The sequence below is a fragment of the Ureibacillus sp. FSL K6-3587 genome (assembly GCF_038593165.1).
Lineage (GTDB): Bacteria > Bacillota > Bacilli > Bacillales_A > Planococcaceae > Ureibacillus > Ureibacillus suwonensis.
In genome coordinates this window covers 2,771,655-2,793,940 of sequence record NZ_CP151969.1, presented here as the reverse complement: position 1 = coordinate 2,793,940, position 22,286 = coordinate 2,771,655, and the positions used below count along the sequence as shown (strand labels likewise).

Genomic DNA, 22,286 nt, shown 5'->3' with positions numbered 1-22,286 from the left:
TTATGGTAGTCTTCAACTCAATAATCCGTTTTTTATATACATGAACAAATATTATAAATTAATGGTTTTCAACCGTATAATCCGATTACCCGATTTTTATTGCGGTTAAATAATTTTGTCAAAATACCCATACAAACTACCAACCTTTCCAAATCATTATCTACTAAACAACTATGAAACTGGATGATCTTGACAACCAGCCGAAAAAATAAAATGGATTTAGGAATATTTTATCATATTTTCCAACTCAGAATATCTCCTTTTACAAAAAACAGCCCGGATGTCCCAGACACCCGAGCGTTTAAAATGAAACCATATTTCATTCCCCTACATCGTCTCCACATCACGGAAATTTGTCGACTCCTCGATTTCCGCACCTTTCTGAAACTCCACCAATCTCGCAAAGGCGCGCCAGTAATGATAGACGAGGCGGTCAATCCAGAGCAGCGCCTGCACTTTGGACATGGCCACTTCCAGTTCCGTCTCCCGAACCGCTGTCCGTTCGTAATATTTTCTTCTGCGGGTGCGCCGCTCTTCCGCAATGGTGTGGGCCGTTTTCTCCAGCTCCTGCTCCATGGCCGAGAGCGTTTCTTCACTGCCGAAGCTTTCATTGATTTGCTCCAGCGTTTTGGAAAATCGTTTCATCAACTTTTCATGATGATAAATGCCTTCCACTTTTTGATGTTCCCTCAGCACGCTGACCAGCCTTGTGATGTGGTCAAGCACATGAATGATCGCCACATGCTGATTCCGGAGTCTTGCGGAATCCGACTGCACTTCATTGAGGAATTTCCGGATTTCCACAATGGCGGCCTCCACTTCCCTCACCTTTTTCTCGAAACTGCCCGTTCCCTTTTTCGCTTCAATCAATTCCAAAATGGCATCCGTCAGCTGCTTCATCATTTGCAGCAACGTTTGATAAGCCACTTCGAGGGCGGCCGATGGAATGGAGACCAATTGATCGTCCAGATTCCGTGTCAATGCATTGGCTTTTTCCGGCAACATCTTTATCAATAATTTGGAAAACTGCTTTGTAAATGGAACAAAAATGATCGCTCCCAATACACTGAATAACGTATGGAATAAAGCGAGCCCCACCGTTTCATCAAAACTTCCGACCAGCCCAACCGTCATGAACTCCACCAATTGCAATATGTAGCCGATAAATACTGTCACGATGACAGCGGTTACGACATTGAACAACAGATGGGTCGCCGCTGTTCGTTTTGCGGCAATGGAAGAACCGAACGATGCGACAATCGCCGTTGCCGTCGTTCCGATGTTTTGGCCGACCACCAGATACGCCGCCTGTTCAAAATCGATCGCTCCCGCAAACAAGGCGGTGAGGGTCGTCGCCATTGCCGCGCTGGAAGCCTGCATAATGATGGTCATCAATATGCCGATGCCAATGAGCAGCAGGATGGACAGCCACGATTCCGTATCGAATGAATCAAAGGAAATCCATTCTTGGGCCGACTCCATCCCTGTTTGCAGCAAATCAATCCCCAAAAACAACAGTCCAAAACCGGTGAAAACGCCGCCATATTTTTTGATGTCGCTTGGGGCCACATATTGGATCAGCACACCCAGCGCAATCATCGGAAGCGACATGGCTTGCAGACTGATTTTAAATCCTAACAAGGAAATGATCCAGCCGGTGCTGGTGCTTCCGATATTGGCGCCGATGATGATCCCGATGGACTGCACAAAGGTGAGAAGCCCGGCACTTACAAAACCGACCGTCAAAATCGTGGTGGCGGTTGATGACTGAACCAGCACCGTCATGACAAATCCGGTTAAGAGGGAAGTCAATGTGCCTTTCGTGAAAGTATGCAGCCATTTTTTCAACGTTTCCCCCGCAATCTCTTTCAAACCGTTCGTGAGCAATGACATGCCCAATAAAAAAATCCCAATTCCTCCGATGGCATTGATCAATGAAAACACCTCATTTGTCGAGAAGGCAATCTCCTGGAGTATAATTATTTTACATAAAAAAACAAATTGCGTTCCTCAAAGAACGCAAAATGCTCCATAAATATTGTCAAACTGAGGAAAAATATTGCAGTGGGTATTCAACACTCTATTTTCGAGGGATCAGGGAGTCCGCAAGAAGGCACTCCCTATTCCACATCAATGACAAAATCATTCACCGTATTCCGCTCTTCTTCTTCTTTTAAATAGATTACCAATTCTTGATGGTATTCATTATCTTCAATATAAAAATCGAGGGAATGAAAATCGTATTTAAACGTGCCGAAAGGAAATGTGACATACTCGCCCTTCACAGCGGCAAGAAGTCCCGCTACATCGTCGGTGACCATTTGAAGCAATTCCTGGCCGGTTGCTGTCAAGACAAATACTACTTTCATCATTTTCACCTTTTTCTCATGAAAAAACGTTGCCTGTCAAGCAACGTTTTATTGTAATCATTATCATTATTCTACCATATGGATTATGTATTGAACATCGATGTTTCTGCATTTTCTTCTTTTTTGATTTTTCCCCAAGGTGTGCCCAGTTTCAATAATGCCCAGCGATCCAGTCCGTACCATCCTGCCACTTTCCATGCAAGCATGACGAGAATTCCGAGCAGCAACAATCGCGGATTCGAGCTGACCGTTCCTGCAAATAAGAAAGCAACGTTCATTAACACGCCGAAAAAGGCGGCGATGGCTGTAAATAATCCGACTATAAGTCCAAGTCCAACAAGCACTTCCCCATAAGCTACCATAAAGCTGATAATCTTAGCGTTTGGCAGGCAGAATGTTTCAAGAAATGCGGCATACCAGCCCATCACATCATGGGTCGTGGAAGCTTTTTCAATAGCCCCTTTCAAGAAGCCGCTTACCGCTGCTCCGGCATTCTTTCCGGTCCAGGCATCATCGGCCACTTTATGGATTCCAGCTTCCAACCACGCCCATCCCAAATAGAGGCGGATGATGAGCCAAATGGCGGCGGAACGCGTGTCGTTAAATAAAAAACGGGTCACCGGATTTTCCGGATAAAAAATCACTTCCTTTTTTTCCATACATTCACTCCCTTCACAAATATTATAAAGCTTTTTAATACTTTAGACTATCTTTTTATATTAACATATTAAATTACTTGCGGAAAATGCAGGAAAAATGGAAAAAAGGACCCACAGATTCATTGATCGGCTAGCTATTTCGGAGCGATTCTCTATTACCCCTTGGCGGATTTGTTCGTGACTTTGGCGGATATTTTTTCATAGTTGGCGGATTCCCTTCCCGATTTGGCGGATATCCTGTTCCACAGAGGACAAACTTCACCCCCCTGGCGGATTTGTTCAGGACTTTGGCGGATTTTCTTCCATGGTTGGCGGATTCCCGTTCCACAGAGGACCAACTTCTCCCCCTTGGCGGATTTGTTCCCGACTTTGGCGGATTTTCTTCCATGGTTGGCGGATATTCCTTCCCTTTTGGCGGATATCCCATTCTACAGAGAACCGACTTCTCCCCATTGGCGGATTTGTTCGCGATTTTAGCGGATTTCCTTTCATGGATGGCGGATTCCCCTCCCAATTTGGCGGATATCCCATTCTACAGAGAACCGACTTCTCCCCATTGGCGGATTTGTTCGCGATTTTAGCGGATTTCCTTTCATGGATGGCGGATTCCCCTCCCCTTTTGGCGGATATCCTGTTCCACAGAGAACCAACTTCTCCCCCTTGGCGGATTTGTTCCCGACTTTGGCGGATTTTCTTCCATGGTTGGCGGATTCCCCTCCCAATTTGGCGGATATCCTGTTCCACAGAGGACCAACTTCTCCCCCTTGGCGGATTTGTTCCCGACTTTGGCGGATTTTCTTCCATGGTTGGCGGATATTCCTTCCCTTTTGGCGGATATCCTGTTCCACAGAGGACAAACTTCACCCCCCTGGCGGATTTGTTCAGGACTTTGGCGGATTTTCTTCCATGGTTGGCGGATTCCCCTCCCCTTTTGGCGGATATCCCGTTCCACAGAGGACCAACTTCTCCCCCTTGGCGGATTTGTTCCCGACGTTGGCGGATTTTCTTCCATGGTTGGCGGATATTCCTTCCCTTTTGGCGGATATCCCGTTCCACAGAGGACCAACTTCTCCCCCTTGGCGGATTTGTTCAGGACTTTGGCGGATTTTCTTCCATGGTTGGCGGATTCCCCTCCCAATTTGGCGGATATCCAGTCCCCGTGAGAGCCAACATTTCCTTCATGGCCAAGGATTCCCCTCCCGATTTGACGGAAAATCAATTCTATACTCCAAAATCATTTCAAACAAAAAAGCGGAGCGGAAAACTCACCGATTTCCACTCCGCTTTTCATCTATTTTTAAATCGCTACGGGCGTAAAAAATTCTTCATATAGTGCGCGCAAGCATTGATCTTCATATTCTTGCAGAACACCGAACACAAGGCTCACTTCGGAAGAACCTTGGTTAATCATTTCGATATTTGCTCCGGTTTTTGAAATCGCTGAAGCCGCTCTTGCAGCCAATCCTTTGTTTTTGCGCATTCCTTCTCCGACAATTACAATCATGGAAAATCCGTGACGGAAATATACATCATCCGCATGAAGCTCTTCTTTCACCCGTTTGACAATGCGTTCCTCTTTCTCAGGCGTCAATTGGTTGGAACGGATGATGACGGAAATGTCATCCACTCCGGATGGCGTATGTTCATAGGAAATTTGTTCTTCCTCGATGATTTGCAATAGTTTTCTGCCAAAGCCGATTTCACGGTTCATCAAATATTTGGATACATATAAAGTCGAGAATCCGTGGTCAGCGGCAATACCAATAACCGGACGTCCGTTTGGTTTGCGTGTTGGCATGATGCGAGTACCAGGTGCTGATGGATTGTTTGTATTTTTGATGTTTACAGGAATACCAAATTTGAATACCGGGATTAACGCTTCATCATGGAATACAGAGAAACCTGCATAAGAAAGTTCTCTCATTTCACGATACGTGATTTCTTCGATGCCAACCGGATCGTTCACCACTTTAGGGTTTGCGGAAAATACGCAATCCACGTCTGTAAAGTTTTCATATAATTCCGCTTTTACTGCGGCCGCCAAAATGGAACCCGTGATATCGGAACCGCCGCGGTCAAATGTGCGCAAAACGCCATCTTTCGTATATCCGAAAAATCCAGGGAAAACAACGATTTCTTCGCCTTTTCCAAGGTCTTTCAAATTCTCGTATGTTTCAGGCAGTGCAAATGTTCTTTCCGGCGGATCGTTTACGACCAACCCTTCTTTCGGGCTGACATATTTCGCTTTCAAACCGATGGAGTTGAAATATTCCGCCACCAATTTTGCGTTGTTGTCTTCTCCGCTCGCTTTTAAACTGTCAACGAATAAATCTTTATCCGTTTTTGATGCGATACGTCCGCGCAAATCTTTTTCAATGACTTCGGAAATGGCTTCGTCTAATCCAAGGCCTTCCGCGATCTCTTTATAGCGGTTTACGACCTTTTGCAGTTTCGCTTCCACTTCGCCGTTTTGAAGCACTGCGTCCGCCAAATCGATCAATAAATCCGTCACTTTGATATCATCGCTGAAACGTTTTCCCGGAGCAGATACCACGACAATTTTTCTTTTTGGATTCGCCTTCACAATATTTGCCACTTTTTGAATTTGTTCTGCACTTGCAACCGAAGTACCACCAAATTTACACACTATCATCTCATCATCAAATCCTTACTTTCCAAGATTGTATTTTCCAAAAAAACATTTGACTTTTCACAGTGTACAAATTTTTCAAATAAACGTCAAGCCTATTTTTAATCAAAAAGATAAAAAATTTTTGCAAAATTTCAAACGAGAAGATGAACTTGCACTAGTATACGTAAGAGAAGGTCTCAAAAACTCCGTCATTGCCTACTATAATTTGAAAAGAAAACCGTGCACACCTATCCCGAAAATAGATGTACACGATTGCTAGTGACGCTGGAATGTCCGGTGTCAATTCATTTTTAGATTAGTAGTATTATTATATAACATATACTTGATTTTTCTAGTCCAAATCCATTTTATTTCATAGATTTTTAATGGATAAATTTTATCATTTCAATCGAAAAATGTAATAAATGTTCCTGCCTTTCTTGGCGGCCTTTTCTCAATTTTTATCATATTCAAATTCCGTTGAAACGGATTATGAAATTGAATATTCCTCATCCTTTGTGGGCATCGGGAAATTCCATTTTCCAACTGAACAGATCTTGATCCGGATGTTTTTCATAACGCAATATGGCATCGAATTTGTTTCCTTTTTTGCTGGTGAGGCCTTTTACGAGCACCTTCCCGTTTTTCAACAGCTGCTTCACCATCGTTTTGGTTGGTTTCTTTTTCATGGAAGCGAAGAATTTATCATTTTTCCAGATGACGAATTTGCAACCGCTTTTCCAATTGCTGCAGCCGAAACCTTTTTGCCCTTCGATGACCGGATTGCCGCAAAGAGGGCATTTCCCCAACGGTTCAAATGTTTTCTTTTCCACTTTATTTAAGATGATTTCTTCCTCTTGCTGTATGATGTGTACGGTTTTTTTTGTGAAATCGAAAATGAATTGCAAAAACCGGTCCCGGTGAAACTTTTGTTTTTCTATATCGGCAAGCGTCTTTTCCAATCGGCCGGTAAATTCCAAATCAAACAGTTCTTTGACAGGAAAGGTTTCCACCAATCTTCTGCCAAGTTCGGTGCACATCAAGTATTTGTTTTTCGTTGTTATGTAGCCGACCGTCTTCAACTTTTTGATGGTTTCCGCCCGCGTCGCCGGGGTGCCGATGCTGAAACCGCTCAGGACATTTGCCATGATTTCTTCGCTTTCCTGCTCCCCGCTCCCTATCCCTTTTCCGCATGTTTCCATGACTTTGAGCAATGTTTTTTCCGTATGGTGCTTCGGCGGCTTTGTCACATGGGAAGTCAGTTCATGGTCCACGATTTCCACTTCCTCATGGAGGGATACATTTGGAAGAATCGTGTCCTTTGACTCTATATTTTCAACTTTCCGCCATCCCTCCACCAGTTGAACCCTGCCCTTTGTTATAAATATTCCGTGGACGTCAGCGTGTTCCATTTTCGTGACGATTTTTGTTTCTTCATGCTCTGCCAGGGGCATAAATTGCATAATGAACCGGTTTTTGATCGCATCATAGACGATGGCTTCATCCTTTGACAGGGAGGACGGTTTTACGTACGTCGGGATGATGGCGCTATGGCTCTCGACTTTAGAATTGTCAAAGACCCGCTTCTTTTTGGCAAAGACGATTTCTTCTTCATAAGGAAGGCCCTTTTTCAACGTTTCGAGCACCTTTTTCGCTTTATCCTCCAAGCTTTCTTCCAACACGACACTAGCCGTGCGCGGATAGGTGATGTATTTCTTTTCGTAAAGGGATTGGGCCACTTTCAATACCTTGTCCGAAGTCCAGCCCTTATATTTGCCCGTGATGTAACCTTGCAAATTGGTCAGGTTGAATAAATAAGGAGGATATTCCTTTTTCCTTTCCACTGTTTTATCAATGATGCGGGCTTTCCTGGCTTGCGGATCGGCCAGCGACTGTCGGATCTGTTCCAGCGTTTGCCGGTCTTTGAATTTTTCTTCCCCCTTTTCATGATACGTGCCTTCATACATGCCGCCATCACAGGTTTGGAAGGTGGCTTCCAGTTTGAAATAGTTTTCGGGAACAAAGTTTTCGATTTCCTTGTCGCGGTCATAGATGATTTTTAGGGTCGGAAGGAGAACCCTTCCGATGTTTAACGCGCTGCCCGAACCTTTCTGATATTTCAAGGTCGTGACAGAAGTCAAATTGATGCCGATCACCCAGTCTGCCCATTGGCGGCAAATGCCCGCATCCAATAGCGGCCGCAAGTTTGTATTGGGGATGAGATTCCGGAGGCCTTTCAGCACCTCTTCCTGCGTCCATTCATTTTGCAGCATGCGAAAGACGGGTTTTGCCGGTTTCATCCGGTAAATGATCGTATCGCCGATGAGCTGCCCTTCCCGATCATAATCGCATGCGGAAATGATCATTTCGATGTCCGGACGTTGGATGAGCTGCCGGATGATTTGCAGCTGTTTTTTTGCCCCAAAATCGCCCTTCACTTTGTATTGGAAATTGGATGGGATGAAAGGAAAATACTCCATTCTCCAAGTTTTCATTTTCGGATCGTAATCTTTCGCATCATACAATTCGAGAAGATGGCCGAACGCCCAAGTGATGATGTAGCCGTTCCCTTCAAAATAGCCGTCTTTTTTCGTTTTTATGTTTAACGCATCCGCTATGTTTTTCGCTACAGATGGTTTTTCCGTCAATATGAGTTTCATTTTCTGCAATCACCTGAATTAGAGTTTTAGCTTGTATAGTTATTATAATGGTTTTTCTTATCATTGGATGAACTCTTTGCCGGAGCGCCATGAACATCCGAGATATTTGCCGTTCCAAATAGAAAATCTATATCTTTTTATAGAAATTATATTCTCATAATGTTATAATTTCATTACAAAGGTGGGGGGAGTTTTTTGATATGCAAAATGTATCAAAGAGAACGGTTCTATGGATTGTCCCGATTGTAATCATCTTTCTTTTCTGGTATATGAATCGGCCCAATGACGGGGATGAATATATAGCTTATATCAAAGGGGCTACTTTGGAAGATGCACCGGTCAATTTGGAAAGCGCTTTAAACGGCCAATGCGACAAAGAAGAATGGGTTTATTTTAAAACGAATAATCGTCAGCATGTGGTGGAGTTCAAAGGCGCCTGCCCGGTGAATGGACAAAAGAACGCGAACATCAACTTGCAATTTATTGTGGAGAAAGATTTGTCGGATTATAAAGTGGGAGCCATGTTGCTTGAAGGGGAGCAGCAAACGCCCGAACAGCGGGATGCGTTTTTGAAGGAACTGGTGTCCGAAAGCAAAATTGCAACTCCATAATTTAAAGGGGATGGGAGTTGCTGATAGAGCGGATGGGGAAAATAATACGTTTCCCCGTCCGTTTTTTATTTTGGCCCGCATCGACTAATGCTTCCCTTCAATGAGTCCAAAAACAAAAGGCCCCATCATAATGGAGCCCTTTCGTAAATCACATCAATGCTTGCCGGCGATTCCAGGATGTGTCATTTCATATGGATTTAATATTTCATTTAATTGTTCTTCCGTTAATACGCCATATTTGATGCACAGGCTGCGGATGGATTCCCCTGTGAGGTATGCTTCGCGCGCCAATTTCGCCGCTGTTTCATAGCCCACATGCGGATTGATCGCCGTGATGATGCCGATGCTTTTTTCCACATATTCTTTCATGCGTTTTTCATTCGCTTGGATACCTTTTAAGCAGTTTTCCGTAAATGATTTGAACACGTTGTTCATGATGGAAATGGATTGAATTAAATTGAAGAACAATACCGGTTCCATCACGTTTAATTCAAATTGGCCCGCTTCCGAAGCCGCAGAAATGGTCACATCATTGCCAAAAACTTGGAATGCCACTTGGTTCACCACTTCCGGCATGACCGGATTCACTTTGCCAGGCATGATGGAAGATCCCGGTTGACGGGCAGGAAGGATGATTTCCGATAATCCCGCACGCGGTCCGGATGCCATCAAACGCAAGTCATTGGCGATTTTGGACATGTTGATCATGCAAATTTTCAATGCGGATGATACTTCTGTATAGCAATCCGTATTTTGCGTCGCATCCACCAAATGTTTGGCTCCTTTTAATGGATGTCCGCTCAATTTCACCAATTGGTCCGTCACGATACGGATATATTCGGGTTCCGCATTTAATCCTGTTCCGACCGCCGTTGCCCCCATGTTGATTTCATATAAATTGTTTTTTGTATTTGAAATGCGTTCGATGTCACGGGCAATGACGCGGGCATATGCTTCGAATTCCTGCCCCAATAAAATCGGAACCGCATCTTGCAGGTGGGTTCTCCCCATTTTGATAATGCCTGCGAATTCATCCGCTTTTTTCAAAAATGCCGTTTGCATCGATTTCGTAGTGTCGATTAATTGGTCTAACAAGCTTAGCACCGCAATATGTATTGCCGTTGGAAATGCGTCATTTGTGGATTGGGACATGTTGACATGGCTGTTTGGGCTGATGATGGAATATTTCCCCTTTTCTTCGCCCATCAATTCCAACGCACGGTTGGCAATCACTTCATTGGCGTTCATGTTAATGGAAGTTCCAGCACCGCCCTGAATCGGATCCACAATGAACTGATCGTCCCATTTTCCTTCGATGACTTCATCCGCCGCTTGAACAATGTATTTGCCAATGGTTTTATCCAATAAGCCGACTTCCATGTTTGCGAGTGCCGCCGCTTTTTTTACAATACCAAGTGATTTGATCAATTCCGGATGAATGCGGTATCCGGTAATTGGGAAGTTTTCTGTCGCACGGACAGTTTGCACACCGTAATAGGCGTCGACCGGTATTTCCTTTTCACCTAAAAAATCTTTTTCAATGCGGACATTATTTTTCATAAGAAACAGTCTCCTTTTCTTCAAAAAAAGCTGAAAGTAAACGTTTACATTGTATTTATTGTATAAAATATACTTTCTCTTAAATACTACACTATTCTAACACAGAAAGATATTGATTAGGCTTCATTTCTTTATAGTATTTTGTAATAGTATTGCCAAATTGATATAAATGTTATTTAATAGATTTTATATTGTTTTATTTCCGATTTTTCTCACTATTCTTGTGATGAGGGGAAGTCCAGTGAACACATCAGCAATGATCAAATTGGCGGCAAGCATGGCCATTTTTGGTTCCATCGGCCTGTTTACGGTTCATGCAGGGATTCCTGCGGTGGAGCTTGTGTTTGTACGTTGCATTTGCGCGACGTTGTTTTTGGGAGGATTATGGTTAGCGACAGGCGGGCATAAGACGGAAGCCTGGAACCTAAAAGAGGTCATTCAAACATTGTTTTGCGGGATTTTTCTCGTTTTGAACTGGGTGTTTTTATTTAAAGCGTTTGAAGAAATGTCCATATCCGTCACCATTTCCATTTATAATTTGGCACCGATTTTCGTGTTGATTTTGGGGGCCATTTTTTTGAGGGAACGCATCACCATCGGGAATGTCCTTGCCATAGCGGTTTGTTTTATCGGCTCCATTTTCATCATTGGCATTGAGCATCTGAATTCCTTGGAAGCATTTATGAATTCCGGTTTTCTGTGGGCCTTGTTATCGGCGTTTTGCTATGCCATGACGATGTTCTTAAGCAAGACGTTGAAAGGTTTGTCGCCTTATGCAACGACCTTTTTGCAAACGATGGTCGGCATCGTGATGCTTTTGCCGATGTGTGATTTCTCGGTATTTCACGGTTTGTCGGCAAAAAATATTTTCTTTATTTTAGGTACGGGGATCATCCATACGGGCTTTGTTTATTATTTGTTTTTTGACAGCATCCGGAAATTGCCGACGATTGTCGTTTCTGTTTTGACATTTGTGGATCCGGTGGTGGCCATTTTGTTGGATACGATTCTTCTTGGATTTCGTCCAAGCATTTTGCAAACCATTGGCATTGTGCTGGTATTTGGAGGCATCTTTTATACCGTGTTAAAACCGAAGCGGGTGCGGAAAAAAGAGATGGCGGCAGAGTGAGGGGCTTTGGTTGCGCGAGGAATCTCCAAGAGTTGAGTGTGACTTTTGCTTAGAAATGCCCACTTTCCTTTACTTCTGTGAGCTTTTTGGGATTCATGAATTTGTTCGTCGGCGATTATATTTGCCATTTTGGCGATTATTCTTCGACGGATGGCTATTATTCCGTTTTCTTTGGCGATTATCCGCTTTCTGGCACTTGTTATTTTCTTCGTCAGCGATGATCCTTTAGGATAAACTTTGTTCATTCATGCACAATCCAAAGACACTCGAAAAAAAAACGGATGCTTCCAAAGTTTGAAACATCCATTCTTCCATCTTCTTCAAAGCGGGATTCCGTCATTCCCGCCAATTTATTAAAAGGGCTTGTCCTTCTTCCCTGGACAAGCCCTTACTTTCTTCATTAATTATTTCTCTCTAGTCTAATGTCACTGAAGCTGAACGCAGTTTAACATCAAACCCGCTTATATAATGTTAATTATTTCTCTCCATCATCTGCTTCCAGACGGAGCCTTTTGCTTCCTCGCCCTGTTCGATGCGGGCAATGGCCATTTTCACTTGCAGCCTTACTTCAAATTCCGGATCGTTTTCCGCTTCCCGCAATGTAGGAAGGCAGCGCTCCGTTCCGGATTCATATAAAAACATCGCCGCGCGCCAACGCACCAATTTATTTTTATCCTTCAACGCTTCCATCATGGCCGGTTCAAACTCCACAAAACCGAGGTCGCTCATGCAATCCCCCGCTGTCCGGCGAACGGCTGGACTTTTATCTTTCAACGCACGGATCAAGAGTGGCACAACCGCCTTATCGTCTATCATGCCCAAATATACTGTGGCAAGTCTCCGTATCGACATTTGCTCATCCCCAAGCGCTTTCTCAAGCAACGGCAAATCATCCAAATCGGGATCCGGGATTTGATCGAGCATTTGGAAACGTTCTTTCCAATCCTCCACACTAAATTTTTCCACCGTAATTTTTCTGCGTTTGACCGTTTCCTGCTTTTTGGCATTGGCCGCTTCCACAATGCGGGCAACCCGTTCTTCCGGATAGGTCGCTTCGATTTCCCTCAACACGCTTTGGGCGATTTCTTCCTTATCTCCATAACGGATACCGAAGTCTGCCCATTTCCGTTCCATGATATAGTTTTCATCGGTTTTATCGATTTTGATTTGTTGGAATGCTTTTATGAATCGATCCCCCGTGGAAATCCGGTGCTCGCCGGAAGCATCGAACACTTTGATTTGGAGCGGCAATCCCCGGAACATTTGCACATGGACGAACACTTCCCCATAGTGGTCGACCGCCTGCTCTCCCTGTTCCACATGTTCCGTTTGTTCGCCGAGAGCGTTGCGGACTTGGGATAAAATCGTTTCCCACTGGTATTTCGGATTCCGTTCCACCGCCAAAAAATCCGCCACACGGTAAACGCCCTTGACCCCTTCAATGTTTAAAATTTCCCGGATTTCAACCGGCGCATCATCCACATTCTCCTTCGTATAATTAAAGCTTTTGCCGAATGGCAATTCTTCATCCACCACGACTTTCATCGTGTTGGGGCTCGGCGTCGGTTCGATTGTTACAATCTTCAAGAATCTTCCCCTCCGTTTTCAATCCTTATTTTCCATTGACAATTTCATCCAAATACGTCCATCTTTCAATGAGGCGCTCATATTCCGCGTTGAGCTCGTTCAATTTTTCCGTATACTCTTGCAGTTTCACATAATCCGAACCGCATCCGGCCATCAGTTCTTCCGTTTCGGCGATCGCCTCTTCCACTTGGGCGATGGTTTCTTCGATTGTTTCCCATTCTTTCTGTTCTTTGTATGTCAGCTTTCGTTTCTCCGTTTTCGGCTTTTCCTGTTTCGGTTTTTCTTGCTTTTCCGCTTTTGATTCCGACTTTTCAACCGCGGATTTCTTCGCCAAATATTCCGTATACAGATCAAAGCTCTCTTCCACATTTCCCTTGCCGTCCAAAATCCATAACTTTTTCGCTATCCGGTCTAGGAAGAAACGGTCATGGGAAATGGTGATGACCACGCCCGGAAAATGTTCAATAAAATCTTCCAACACGCCCAATGTTTCAATATCCAAATCGTTCGTCGGCTCGTCCAATAACAGGACATTCGGCTGTTCCATCAGCAGTCTCAACAAATGGAGCCGTTTCCGCTCCCCGCCGGACAATTTTCCAATTGGCGTTCCATGGGTATGTAACGGGAATAAAAATCTCTCCAACATTTGGGCAGCGGAATAGCGGACCCCTTCCGAATCGGTGATGTCATTGGACGCTTCGCGAATATATTCAATCATCCGCTGATTTTCATTCATTTCCGGCAGCACCTGATGGAAGTGGGCAATTTTCACGGTTGGGCCGACGATCACTTCCCCCGCATCCGGTTCCAATTCCCCGGCCAATATTTTTAATAAAGTCGATTTCCCGTAACCATTCGCTCCGACAATTCCAATCCGGTCGCCCTGCTGAATCAGGAAATCAAAATCCTTTAATATCACACGGTCACCGAAAGATTTGGACAAAGAAACGCCTTCCAACACCTTTTTCCCTAAACGGGTTGTGGATAGGGACATATCCAGTTTTGCATCGTCCGCATTTCGGTCAATTTGCTTTTCCAATTCTTCAAAGCGTTGGATTCTCGCCTTTTGTTTCGTGGTTCTGGCTTTTGCCCCGCGGCGGATCCATTTCAATTCATTGCGGTAACGGTTGCGGAGTTTTTCCTGCGTCGCCTGTCTGTTTTCTTCCCGAATCGCACGGGCTTCCAAAAAGTCGGCGTAATTGCCGGTATGGCGATAAAGGGTTTGATCCGCAAGCTCATAAATGTGCGTCGCGATTTCATCCAAAAAGTAACGGTCATGGGTGATGAAAATGATGGCCCCTTTCAACCGGAGAATCATTTCCTGGAGCCATTCCGTCGATTCCGCATCGAGATGGTTCGTCGGCTCATCCAACAAATAAAGATCGGCCGGTTCAATCAACACTTTGGCCAAAGCGACCCGTTTTTGCTGTCCGCCGGATAAATTGGAGACCTGCTCATCAAACATATCAATGCCAAGTTTCGTCAAAGCCTGTTTGGCAAGGGCATTGACATCCCATGCCTTTTCCGCATCCATCCGCTGCTGGAGCTGGAACAATTTGTTTTGCAACGTTTCCGATTCCGGATGAAGGCTTAATTCTTTTACGACTTCCTCATACTCCCGGTTCAACTGCAAAATCGGCGAGTTTCCGGAAAAGACCGCTTGCAGTACCGTCACATTTTCTTCAAAAACCGGTTTTTGCGGCAGGTAGGCGATGCGATATTTGTTCGGATGATCCATCTCGATGGAATCCGCTTCCTGCTCTCCCGCCAAAATGGAAAGCAAGGTGGATTTGCCGGTTCCGTTGATGCCGATCAGTCCGGCCCGCTCCCCCTCGTAAATCGTAAATTCCACATTTTTAAATAACGTTTTATCCCCTACTGTTTTCGTCAAATTCGAAACTATCAAATGACTCATCGATTTCATCTTCTCTTTCAATATAGAATTCCATTCTTTATTATATAGAAATTTTGATGGGCATGTACAATATGAAGTCACTTGATGCAAAAGGCGGCCGCCTTTTTCGCTTCCATCCCTGGACATCGCTCGTGATAAAATTATTTTTAAATAATATATTCCAGATTTTATGTCAATCACATGCATGGATGGGTTTATTGGTTGATGTATGGAGATTTATCGACAAATTATGAAACAATTAATGTCCAATTTATGAATTTTTACTATTTCCATAGTGTAAACGCTTTTTATTTTTTTATTTTGATATATTATTGAGTCAAACATATTTTAGGACGTCGAAAAGGGTTTTTCTTTTTGACCATCGAAAGGAGCACTTCAATGAAACTCAAAGGAACACTACTGTTGTTACTTTCCATGCTTGTCGTCTTCCTTAGCGGTTGTGAACCTTTATTAGTGTTGGATCCAAAAGGGCCACAAGCGGAACGGCAAGCAAGCGATATTATGATCTCCATTGGTATTATGGCGTTTATTGTCATTGTCGTGATGGTTTTACTTGTATACATGCTTGTCAAATATCGGGCATCCAGACTGCCTGACGATTATGAACCCCCTCATATTGAGGGAAATCCGATTTTAGAGGGAATTCTTATCGGAGTTCCAATTATTATTGTCGCCATCCTTTCCTTTATCACAGTGAAAAGCAACTATATTGTCGAGTCGACACCGGAAGGATATGAAGATCAGGAACCATTGGTGATTTACGCTTCATCCTCCAACTGGAAATGGCATTTCAGCTACCCTGAACAGGATATCGAAACGGTGAACTACCTGTATATTCCAACCGATCGTCCAATCGAGTTCAAACTTTATTCGTTTGGCCCGATTACAAGTTTCTGGATTCCGCAATTGGGCGGACAAAAATATGCCATGGCGGACATGGTGACGACACTCCACTTGGCTGCGGACACGCCAGGGGAATATATGGGACGGAACGCAAACTTTAGTGGTAAAGGTTTTGCGGAAAATACATTTACCGTTACCGCCATGACTCAAACAAAATTTGACGAGTGGGTGGATGAAGTGCATGAAACGGCTGAACCCCTCACGGAAGATACGTTTGAACAATTATTGGAACCAGGCCATCTTGGAAGAATGACTTTCACCGGAACGCATCTGGGATTCTCTCCTGCACCGGAGCATGAACATTCCGACGATGAAATGGATTCCGGGGAAGAACACAAAATGCATGCTGAAAAAGAACGCGAAATGCATACCGAACATGCGGCTCACGAATAAATTAGAATCTGGCAGTTTTCGCAATATATTTTGAGAGGAGAAAATTCGATGGAATTTTTTGAACGATTTGCGGTGCCGAATCCAAACCCGGCCATTTATGCATCCATGGTAGCCATCGTCGTTGTATCCCTCGCCATCATCATTGGGTTGACCTATTTTAAAAAATGGGGTTACCTATGGCGGGAATGGTTGACAACAGTGGACCATAAAAAAATTGGGATGATGTATTTAATCTCTGCGCTACTGATGCTGTTCCGCGGTGGAGTGGATGCCCTCATGTTACGGGCACAGCTTTCCATGCCGGATAATAAATTGCTTGACCCTCAACATTACAATGAAGTGTTTTCAACCCATGGTATTGTCATGATCATCTTTATGGCGATGCCGTTCATCTTCGCTTTTATGAACCTTATTGTTCCATTGCAAATCGGGGCTCGTGATGTGGCGTTCCCCAGACTGAACGCTATCAGCTTCTGGTTATTTGCTGCCGGGGCGATGCTATTTAACATTTCCTTCGTCATTGGCGGTTCACCGGATGCAGGATGGACATCCTACTTCCCTCTTGCCGGCACGGAATTCAGTGAATCTGTCGGAACGAACTATTACATGATCGCCATTCAGATTTCCGGGATCGGTTCCCTGATGACCGGAATCAATATGATAACGACGATTTTAAAAATGCGCGCACCTGGCATGACCTTGATGAAAATGCCGATGTTCACATGGGCCAGCTTTATGGCATGTGTCATCATCATCTTTGCCTTCCCGGTATTGACCATCGCGTTATTGATGGGAACAACCGACCGTTTGTTTGCAACAAACTTCTTTACGACAACAAATGGCGGTATGGACATGCTTTGGGCAAACTTCTTCTGGGTTTGGGGACACCCTGAAGTGTACATCTTGATCTTGCCCGCCTTTGGGATCTACAGTGAAGTGATTTCCACTTTCTCCGGCCGAAACCTATACGGTTACAAATCCATGGTCGGCTCTATGGTCATCATTTCTTTGCTATCATTCCTTGTTTGGACCCACCACTTCTTTACAATGGGTCAAGGCGCGCTCACAAACAGCATTTTCTCCATTTCCACAATGGCGATTGCGGTGCCGACAGGAGTGAAAATTTTCAACTGGCTGCTCACGATGTGGAAAGGGAAAATCCGTTTTACCGTTCCAATGCTTTACTCAGTCGGATTTATTCCACTGTTCACCATCGGGGGCGTGACCGGAGTCATGCTGGCCATGTCAGCGGCGGACTATCAATATCACAATACAATGTTTTTGGTCGCCCACTTCCATAACACGATCATTCCGGGCGTTGTCTTCGCGATGCTGGCTGGACTCACGTACTACTGGCCAAAAATGTTTGGCTTTATGTTAAATGAACGGATTGGGAAATGGGGCTTCTGGTTCTTATCCATTGGATTTGTTCTCGCCTTCTTCCCGATGTACATCACAGGCTTGAACGGACAAGCCCGCCGTATGTACACATACTCTGAAGCGACAGGTTTCGGACCTTTGAACTTCGTCGCATTCATCGGTGCAGGTTTGATGGCGATCGCCTTCTGTCTCATTGTCTATAACATTTTTTATAGTATCAAACACTCTCCAAGAAACGTTGGAGACGATCCATGGAATGCCCGCTCTTTGGAATGGGCCACTCACAATCCGGTGCCGGAATACAACTTTGCCCGCACGCCTCATGTGGCTTCCAGCGAAGCGTTCTGGGACGCGAAAAAACATGGGCATGAATTGTTCAAAGGCGAAATTGAAGAAATCCATATGCCTAATAACAGCGGAGTGCCGTTCATTATGGGCGTCATCTTCTTCATTGCAGGCTTCTCCTTCGTCTTTGCATTATGGGTTCCTGCGGTTGTCTCTTTAATCGGCATTTTTGCTTGCATGGTGCTACGTTCCTTTGAAAAAGATGACGGACGCCACATTTCGGTGGAAGAAATCAAAGCGACGGAAAGCAAATTTGAATCTGCGGAGGAAATTAAAACAGCCGTAAGCACGTATGGAGGTGCCAATTCATGAAAATCGATCACACGCAGCCTCTTGAATATAGTACGCACCAAAACCAATTGAACATTTTTGGTTTTTGGATTTTCCTTGGTGCGGAGATTATGTTGTTTGCCACCCTGTTCACAGCTTATTTCATCATGGAAAACCGGACCGGGAATGGACCGGCCGGACCGGAAATTTTCGAAATCAGTCCAGTGTTGTTTGAAACGTTTATTTTGTTAACAAGCAGCTTCACCATCGGCCTTGCCGTACATGCCATGAGAATCGGACGCAAAAAAGCGATGCTCGCCTTCCTGGGAATCACCCTTTTGCTCGGCGTAGCTTTCCTTTCAGCTGAAATCAATGAATTTGTGCACTACTACCATGTGGGTGCCACTTATCAAACAAGCGGATTCACCGCCGCCTTGCTTACGACACTCGGAACCCACGGGGGCCACGTCACCCTTGGTTTCTTCTGGGGATTATGCATCTTTATCCAGGTGATGAGAGACGGGATTAATCCTCGCACTGCGAACAAATCCTTCATCTTTTCTCTCTACTGGCACTTCTTGGATGTTGTCTGGATTTTCATCTTCAGCTTCATCTACTTGAAAGGATTGATGTGATATGAAAGAATTGTTTCCTGCGAAACAGGTCGGCGGCTATATTTTTTCATTGGTGTTGACCTTGGTTGCATTGCTCGTGTATTTATTGGATTTCACTTTTCCCGTGGCAATGACGATTCTTCTTGTGACCGCTTTTGTACAAGCCTCAGTGCAGCTCGTGCTGTTTATGCACGCCGGTGAAACGGAAGATGGCAAAGCGATTTATACGAATGTCCTATATGGAATCATTATCGCTGTGGTAACAATCATCGGTTCACTATTAATCTTTGTTTGGGATATGTAATGTGAACTGCAAAAAGGAGAAAGGAGATTTGAGCGGACCTCAAATCATCCTTTCTCCTTTTATTTATGTATCCATTGGCTTATTTAGTTCCATTAAATATAGAAACAGGCCGATGAGCAACAAGTAGATGCCGCTGTTGACGATTCCGATGCCGTACCAAAAAGAAACATCGAAAATAAAACTGCTGAAAAGCAATAGAATCCCAAGTACAAACAGAAAAGCGGAAGTCTTAAGAAAAAAATGTAACAATGAAAATCCCCCTCGAGTCCGGAAAGTGAATACAGTTTATGCTGATTGTTCACAATTTAGACAAATTTTTATTTATCAGTACCCCACTTTCTTCATTTTTAAACAGATTGTTTTCAAAAATGCCTATTATTCTTCTTAAGACTGATGATCAGAGGGTAAATTCTTCCCCATCTGCCATTCAAGGGTTCTCGAAGGGGATGGACATCGACAATATAGGTCACGGACATACCCAATCATAAAGGACATTCTATTTTTTGAGATGTTTAAATAACACTTCTTTAAACGCTTGATCGTGCTCAATGCGAAAGGCTGCTTCAAAACTTTCTTCCCGCTGTTTGATCATAAATTGTTTTGTGAATCGCAAGGTGTCTGAAGGAGCTTCTAAAATTTGCTTTGCAATTTCAATGGATTTACTTAATACTTGTCCATGTTCCACCAGATAATTCACGAAGCCGATGTCATGTGCTTTGTTGGCATCCAGTTTTCTTCCTGTAAAACAAAGATCCTTCGCAATCCCTTCCCCCACAATCCAAGAGAGCGGTGTATAAATAGGCGGGGCGCCAAACTTGATTTCTGGATGGGCAAAAACGGCATCGATTGAGCTGACCCTTAAATCACAGAGCGTTGCCAAATCAAAGCCTCCCCCAAAGGCCAATCCGTTGACGCCGGCAATCATCGGCTTTGGAAAATGCCAGACATCCCGATGGTATTTGGCGGAAGACTCATAGATTTCATCAAATAAAGCCGGGTCTTGAAACTCCGTTAAATCAAAACCGCTGGAAAATGCGTTGCCCGCCCCTGTAATGATCACAACACCGATATGCTCCGAATCCTTCCATCTGTTCAAATATTCCGAAATTTTTCTTCGCATTGAAATGTTTAAGGCATTCTTTTTTTCTGGCCGATTCAACGTAATGATCCCGATTCCATCTTCTCTTTCCTTCACCACGATTGCTTCATCCATCGGTTTTCCCCCTTGCATTCATGTTAAAACCAATCGGGCCCTTTAAACGTTGTGTAATCACTGCACCTTCGTTCTTGCGAAACAACTGTCGCATAAGTGCATAAAAAAACTTGGTGTTATCAACCAAGCTTTTCCCGGTACTTATGAATATAAATTTTTTCTGCAAGAAAACTGGCCATTAGACCCATTATGAAAGGAATCAATGAACCACTCGTAATGTAGAGGCCATTTGAATGATCTGTATATTGGTGATTAAACATGAACGGAATGGTAAATAGATGCCCCACTAAATAAAGAAGCCCTGTTGTTAAAACAAGTGTCATCAAAACAATCATACACCTTATCATGTACCCACCTCCTATAGAAAATTTTAACATTAATTTATATTTTTGTTAATTATGTATTTTTGCTTAAAGGAAGCTGGGACAAAACCACCTCTAACTAAAAATTAGCCGCTGGCATTTTACAAAAGTAAAGTGTCGGCGGCTTAATTTTATTGCATCATAAAAGTACACTTTCTGCTAAAATTTAAGTATCTGACCCCAAAAATTTTAGCTAAAGGAAGTGTCCTTATATTTAAAATATTATAACATGTATCAATTAGATTTACCTCTAGTTTTAGAAATAAAATTACAAGAAAATGATATTGCCTTCCACATTCATCATTTTGTTGAAAGTATCCCTGATGAAGCCTTCCATTCGTTTCTTCGAAATACAGGCTGTCCTGCTTATCATCCACGTATGATGCTCAAAATTATTTTTTGTGCCTATTCGCAGTCTGCCTTTTCAGGTTAAAAATTGAAGCTCTATTATAAGAAGCGACCGGAAATATCCCAAACAAGCCTACAAACAATTAATAGACTTCATTCTACGGGAACAAAGGTACCAAAAAGACTTTGACATCTTGGGGGAACGGAACAGTTTATTCCTAAACAGACTTAGATGCAACGTTCATGTGTATGAAAGACGACTATATGAAAAACGGCCAATTGAAAGCTGGGTACAATGTACAAATCGCAACGAAAGGTCAGTACGTACTGGCTTATGGCATCTTTCCAAATCCTTCAGATACACGTACACTCATTCCATTTTTAGATGAGATAGAACAACATTATTTTTGAATTGCCAAAGTATATTGTGGCAAATGCATGGTATGGCAGTGAAGTGAACTATGGGGATATCCTTTCCGATCGCAAACGCGAGGTGCTTATTCCATATACCATATGTATGAGAAAGAACAAAAGATGAAATATAAACAAAACCCATTTCATCCGGACAATTGGGAATATGATGAATGTGAAAACTGTTCAGGATGTCCATTTCGTTCATCATGCACAAAATCAAAGGAAGGCAACCACCGAAAGGTCATGGTGAATGAAAAATGGAGACGACAAAAAGAATATATAAGAGCGAAGCTTTCAGAAGAAAAAGCAGGTTCTATTTTCCGTCAACGTAAAATAGACGTAGAACCAGTTTTTGGATTCTTGAAGGCTAATTCGCGTTTCACCCGATTTTCCGTCCGAGGAAAATCGAAGGTGGAAAATGAAATGGGCATTGCCTTAATGGCCGTGAATTTACGGATATACACGGCCAACAAAGATCAAACGACCAAAAAAATGGAGAGAAATTGAAAAAGGAGAATTTGAACAAACTCAAATTCTCTTTTTAATAAAAATTTGTTCTATTGTCTTCCATTTCAAACCTGAAAGAGGGGAAAATACTTTCCTTATTTTATGGCGACT

At 43.6% G+C, this 22,286-nt stretch carries 19 protein-coding genes and 1 pseudogene; 7 read left to right on the top strand and 13 right to left on the bottom strand.

Translation table 11 applies throughout. The features are described from left to right. Nucleotides 1-327: 327 nt before the first annotated feature. From NSS77_RS13805 to NSS77_RS13775, 7 genes are all read right to left on the bottom strand, one after another. Entirely contained in the window at nt 328-1,944 is a 1,617-nt protein-coding gene (locus tag NSS77_RS13805; RefSeq protein WP_342469266.1) for a Na/Pi symporter, read from the bottom strand. 176 nt (nt 1,945-2,120) lie between these two features. Beyond that, on the bottom strand, nt 2,121-2,369 hold the full coding sequence (locus tag NSS77_RS13800; RefSeq protein ID WP_342469265.1) for a thymidylate synthase: 249 nt from the start codon (nt 2,367-2,369) through the stop codon (nt 2,121-2,123). A gap of 83 nt (nt 2,370-2,452) precedes the next feature. Continuing rightward, the gene (locus tag NSS77_RS13795; RefSeq protein ID WP_342469264.1) at nt 2,453-3,028 is read right to left on the bottom strand and encodes a DoxX family protein; all 576 of its coding nucleotides are present in this window, start codon (nt 3,026-3,028) and stop codon (nt 2,453-2,455) included. 279 nt (nt 3,029-3,307) lie between these two features. Continuing rightward, nucleotides 3,308-3,520, bottom strand: a complete 213-nt coding sequence (locus NSS77_RS13790; RefSeq protein ID WP_342469263.1) for a hypothetical protein — start codon at nt 3,518-3,520, stop codon at nt 3,308-3,310. Between the two features lie 100 nt (nt 3,521-3,620). Next, complete coding sequence (locus tag NSS77_RS13785) at nt 3,621-4,247, bottom strand: hypothetical protein (protein WP_342469262.1); 627 nt, start codon at nt 4,245-4,247, stop codon at nt 3,621-3,623. Between the two features lie 78 nt (nt 4,248-4,325). Next, on the bottom strand, nt 4,326-5,681 hold the full coding sequence (locus tag NSS77_RS13780; protein ID WP_342469261.1) for an aspartate kinase: 1,356 nt from the start codon (nt 5,679-5,681) through the stop codon (nt 4,326-4,328). Between the two features lie 488 nt (nt 5,682-6,169). Continuing rightward, nucleotides 6,170-8,320: a DNA topoisomerase gene (locus NSS77_RS13775; protein WP_342469260.1), complete on the bottom strand. Its 2,151-nt coding sequence runs from the start codon at nt 8,318-8,320 to the stop codon at nt 6,170-6,172. A gap of 200 nt (nt 8,321-8,520) precedes the next feature. On the opposite strand from NSS77_RS13775, the gene NSS77_RS13770 reads away from it, so the two are divergent. Next, nucleotides 8,521-8,931: a glucosamine 6-phosphate synthetase gene (locus tag NSS77_RS13770; protein WP_342469259.1), complete on the top strand. Its 411-nt coding sequence runs from the start codon at nt 8,521-8,523 to the stop codon at nt 8,929-8,931. 153 nt (nt 8,932-9,084) lie between these two features. Here the strand turns inward: NSS77_RS13770 and aspA are convergent, their stop codons facing one another. Beyond that, complete coding sequence (aspA, locus tag NSS77_RS13765) at nt 9,085-10,491, bottom strand: aspartate ammonia-lyase (protein ID WP_342469258.1); 1,407 nt, start codon at nt 10,489-10,491, stop codon at nt 9,085-9,087. Nucleotides 10,492-10,732: 241 nt separating this feature from the next. Here aspA and NSS77_RS13760 point away from each other — a divergent pair, with 241 nt between their 5' ends. Continuing rightward, on the top strand, nt 10,733-11,620 hold the full coding sequence (locus NSS77_RS13760) for a DMT family transporter (RefSeq protein ID WP_342469257.1): 888 nt from the start codon (nt 10,733-10,735) through the stop codon (nt 11,618-11,620). 471 nt (nt 11,621-12,091) lie between these two features. Here NSS77_RS13760 and NSS77_RS13755 read toward each other — a convergent pair whose 3' ends face one another. Further along, nucleotides 12,092-13,207, bottom strand: coding sequence for a conserved virulence factor C family protein (locus NSS77_RS13755; RefSeq protein WP_342469256.1), 1,116 nt, complete (start codon nt 13,205-13,207; stop codon nt 12,092-12,094). Nucleotides 13,208-13,232: 25 nt separating this feature from the next. Beyond that, complete coding sequence (locus tag NSS77_RS13750) at nt 13,233-15,122, bottom strand: ABC-F family ATP-binding cassette domain-containing protein (protein WP_342469255.1); 1,890 nt, start codon at nt 15,120-15,122, stop codon at nt 13,233-13,235. Between the two features lie 378 nt (nt 15,123-15,500). On the opposite strand from NSS77_RS13750, the gene qoxA reads away from it, so the two are divergent. From qoxA to qoxD, 4 genes are read left to right on the top strand one after another with little or no spacing between them, the layout of a single operon-like run. Beyond that, entirely contained in the window at nt 15,501-16,418 is a 918-nt protein-coding gene (gene qoxA / locus NSS77_RS13745) for a cytochrome aa3 quinol oxidase subunit II (protein WP_141601301.1), read from the top strand. A 48-nt stretch (nt 16,419-16,466) separates the two neighbouring features. After that, on the top strand, nt 16,467-18,455 hold the full coding sequence (gene qoxB / locus NSS77_RS13740; protein WP_342469254.1) for a cytochrome aa3 quinol oxidase subunit I: 1,989 nt from the start codon (nt 16,467-16,469) through the stop codon (nt 18,453-18,455). Then, on the top strand, nt 18,452-19,048 hold the full coding sequence (locus NSS77_RS13735; RefSeq protein ID WP_342469253.1) for a cytochrome (ubi)quinol oxidase subunit III: 597 nt from the start codon (nt 18,452-18,454) through the stop codon (nt 19,046-19,048). Before qoxB ends, NSS77_RS13735 begins: the two co-directional genes overlap by 4 nt. 1 nt (nt 19,049) lies before the next feature. After that, entirely contained in the window at nt 19,050-19,331 is a 282-nt protein-coding gene (qoxD, locus tag NSS77_RS13730) for a cytochrome aa3 quinol oxidase subunit IV (protein WP_342469252.1), read from the top strand. Nucleotides 19,332-19,394: 63 nt separating this feature from the next. On the opposite strand, the gene NSS77_RS13725 is transcribed toward qoxD, so the two are convergent. The 3 genes from NSS77_RS13725 to NSS77_RS13715 form a co-directional block, all read right to left on the bottom strand. After that, a complete protein-coding gene (locus NSS77_RS13725; protein WP_342469251.1) occupies nt 19,395-19,580 on the bottom strand; it encodes a hypothetical protein in 186 nt (61 codons plus the stop codon). 247 nt (nt 19,581-19,827) lie between these two features. Then, nucleotides 19,828-20,544, bottom strand: a complete 717-nt coding sequence (locus tag NSS77_RS13720) for an enoyl-CoA hydratase/isomerase family protein (RefSeq protein WP_342469250.1) — start codon at nt 20,542-20,544, stop codon at nt 19,828-19,830. A 119-nt stretch (nt 20,545-20,663) separates the two neighbouring features. Beyond that, on the bottom strand, nt 20,664-20,891 hold the full coding sequence (locus NSS77_RS13715; RefSeq protein ID WP_342469249.1) for a hypothetical protein: 228 nt from the start codon (nt 20,889-20,891) through the stop codon (nt 20,664-20,666). A 244-nt stretch (nt 20,892-21,135) separates the two neighbouring features. On the opposite strand from NSS77_RS13715, the pseudogene NSS77_RS13710 reads away from it, so the two are divergent. Beyond that, nucleotides 21,136-22,175 (top strand): annotated as a pseudogene (locus NSS77_RS13710) (transposase). The last annotated feature ends 111 nt before the right edge of the window (nt 22,176-22,286 follow it).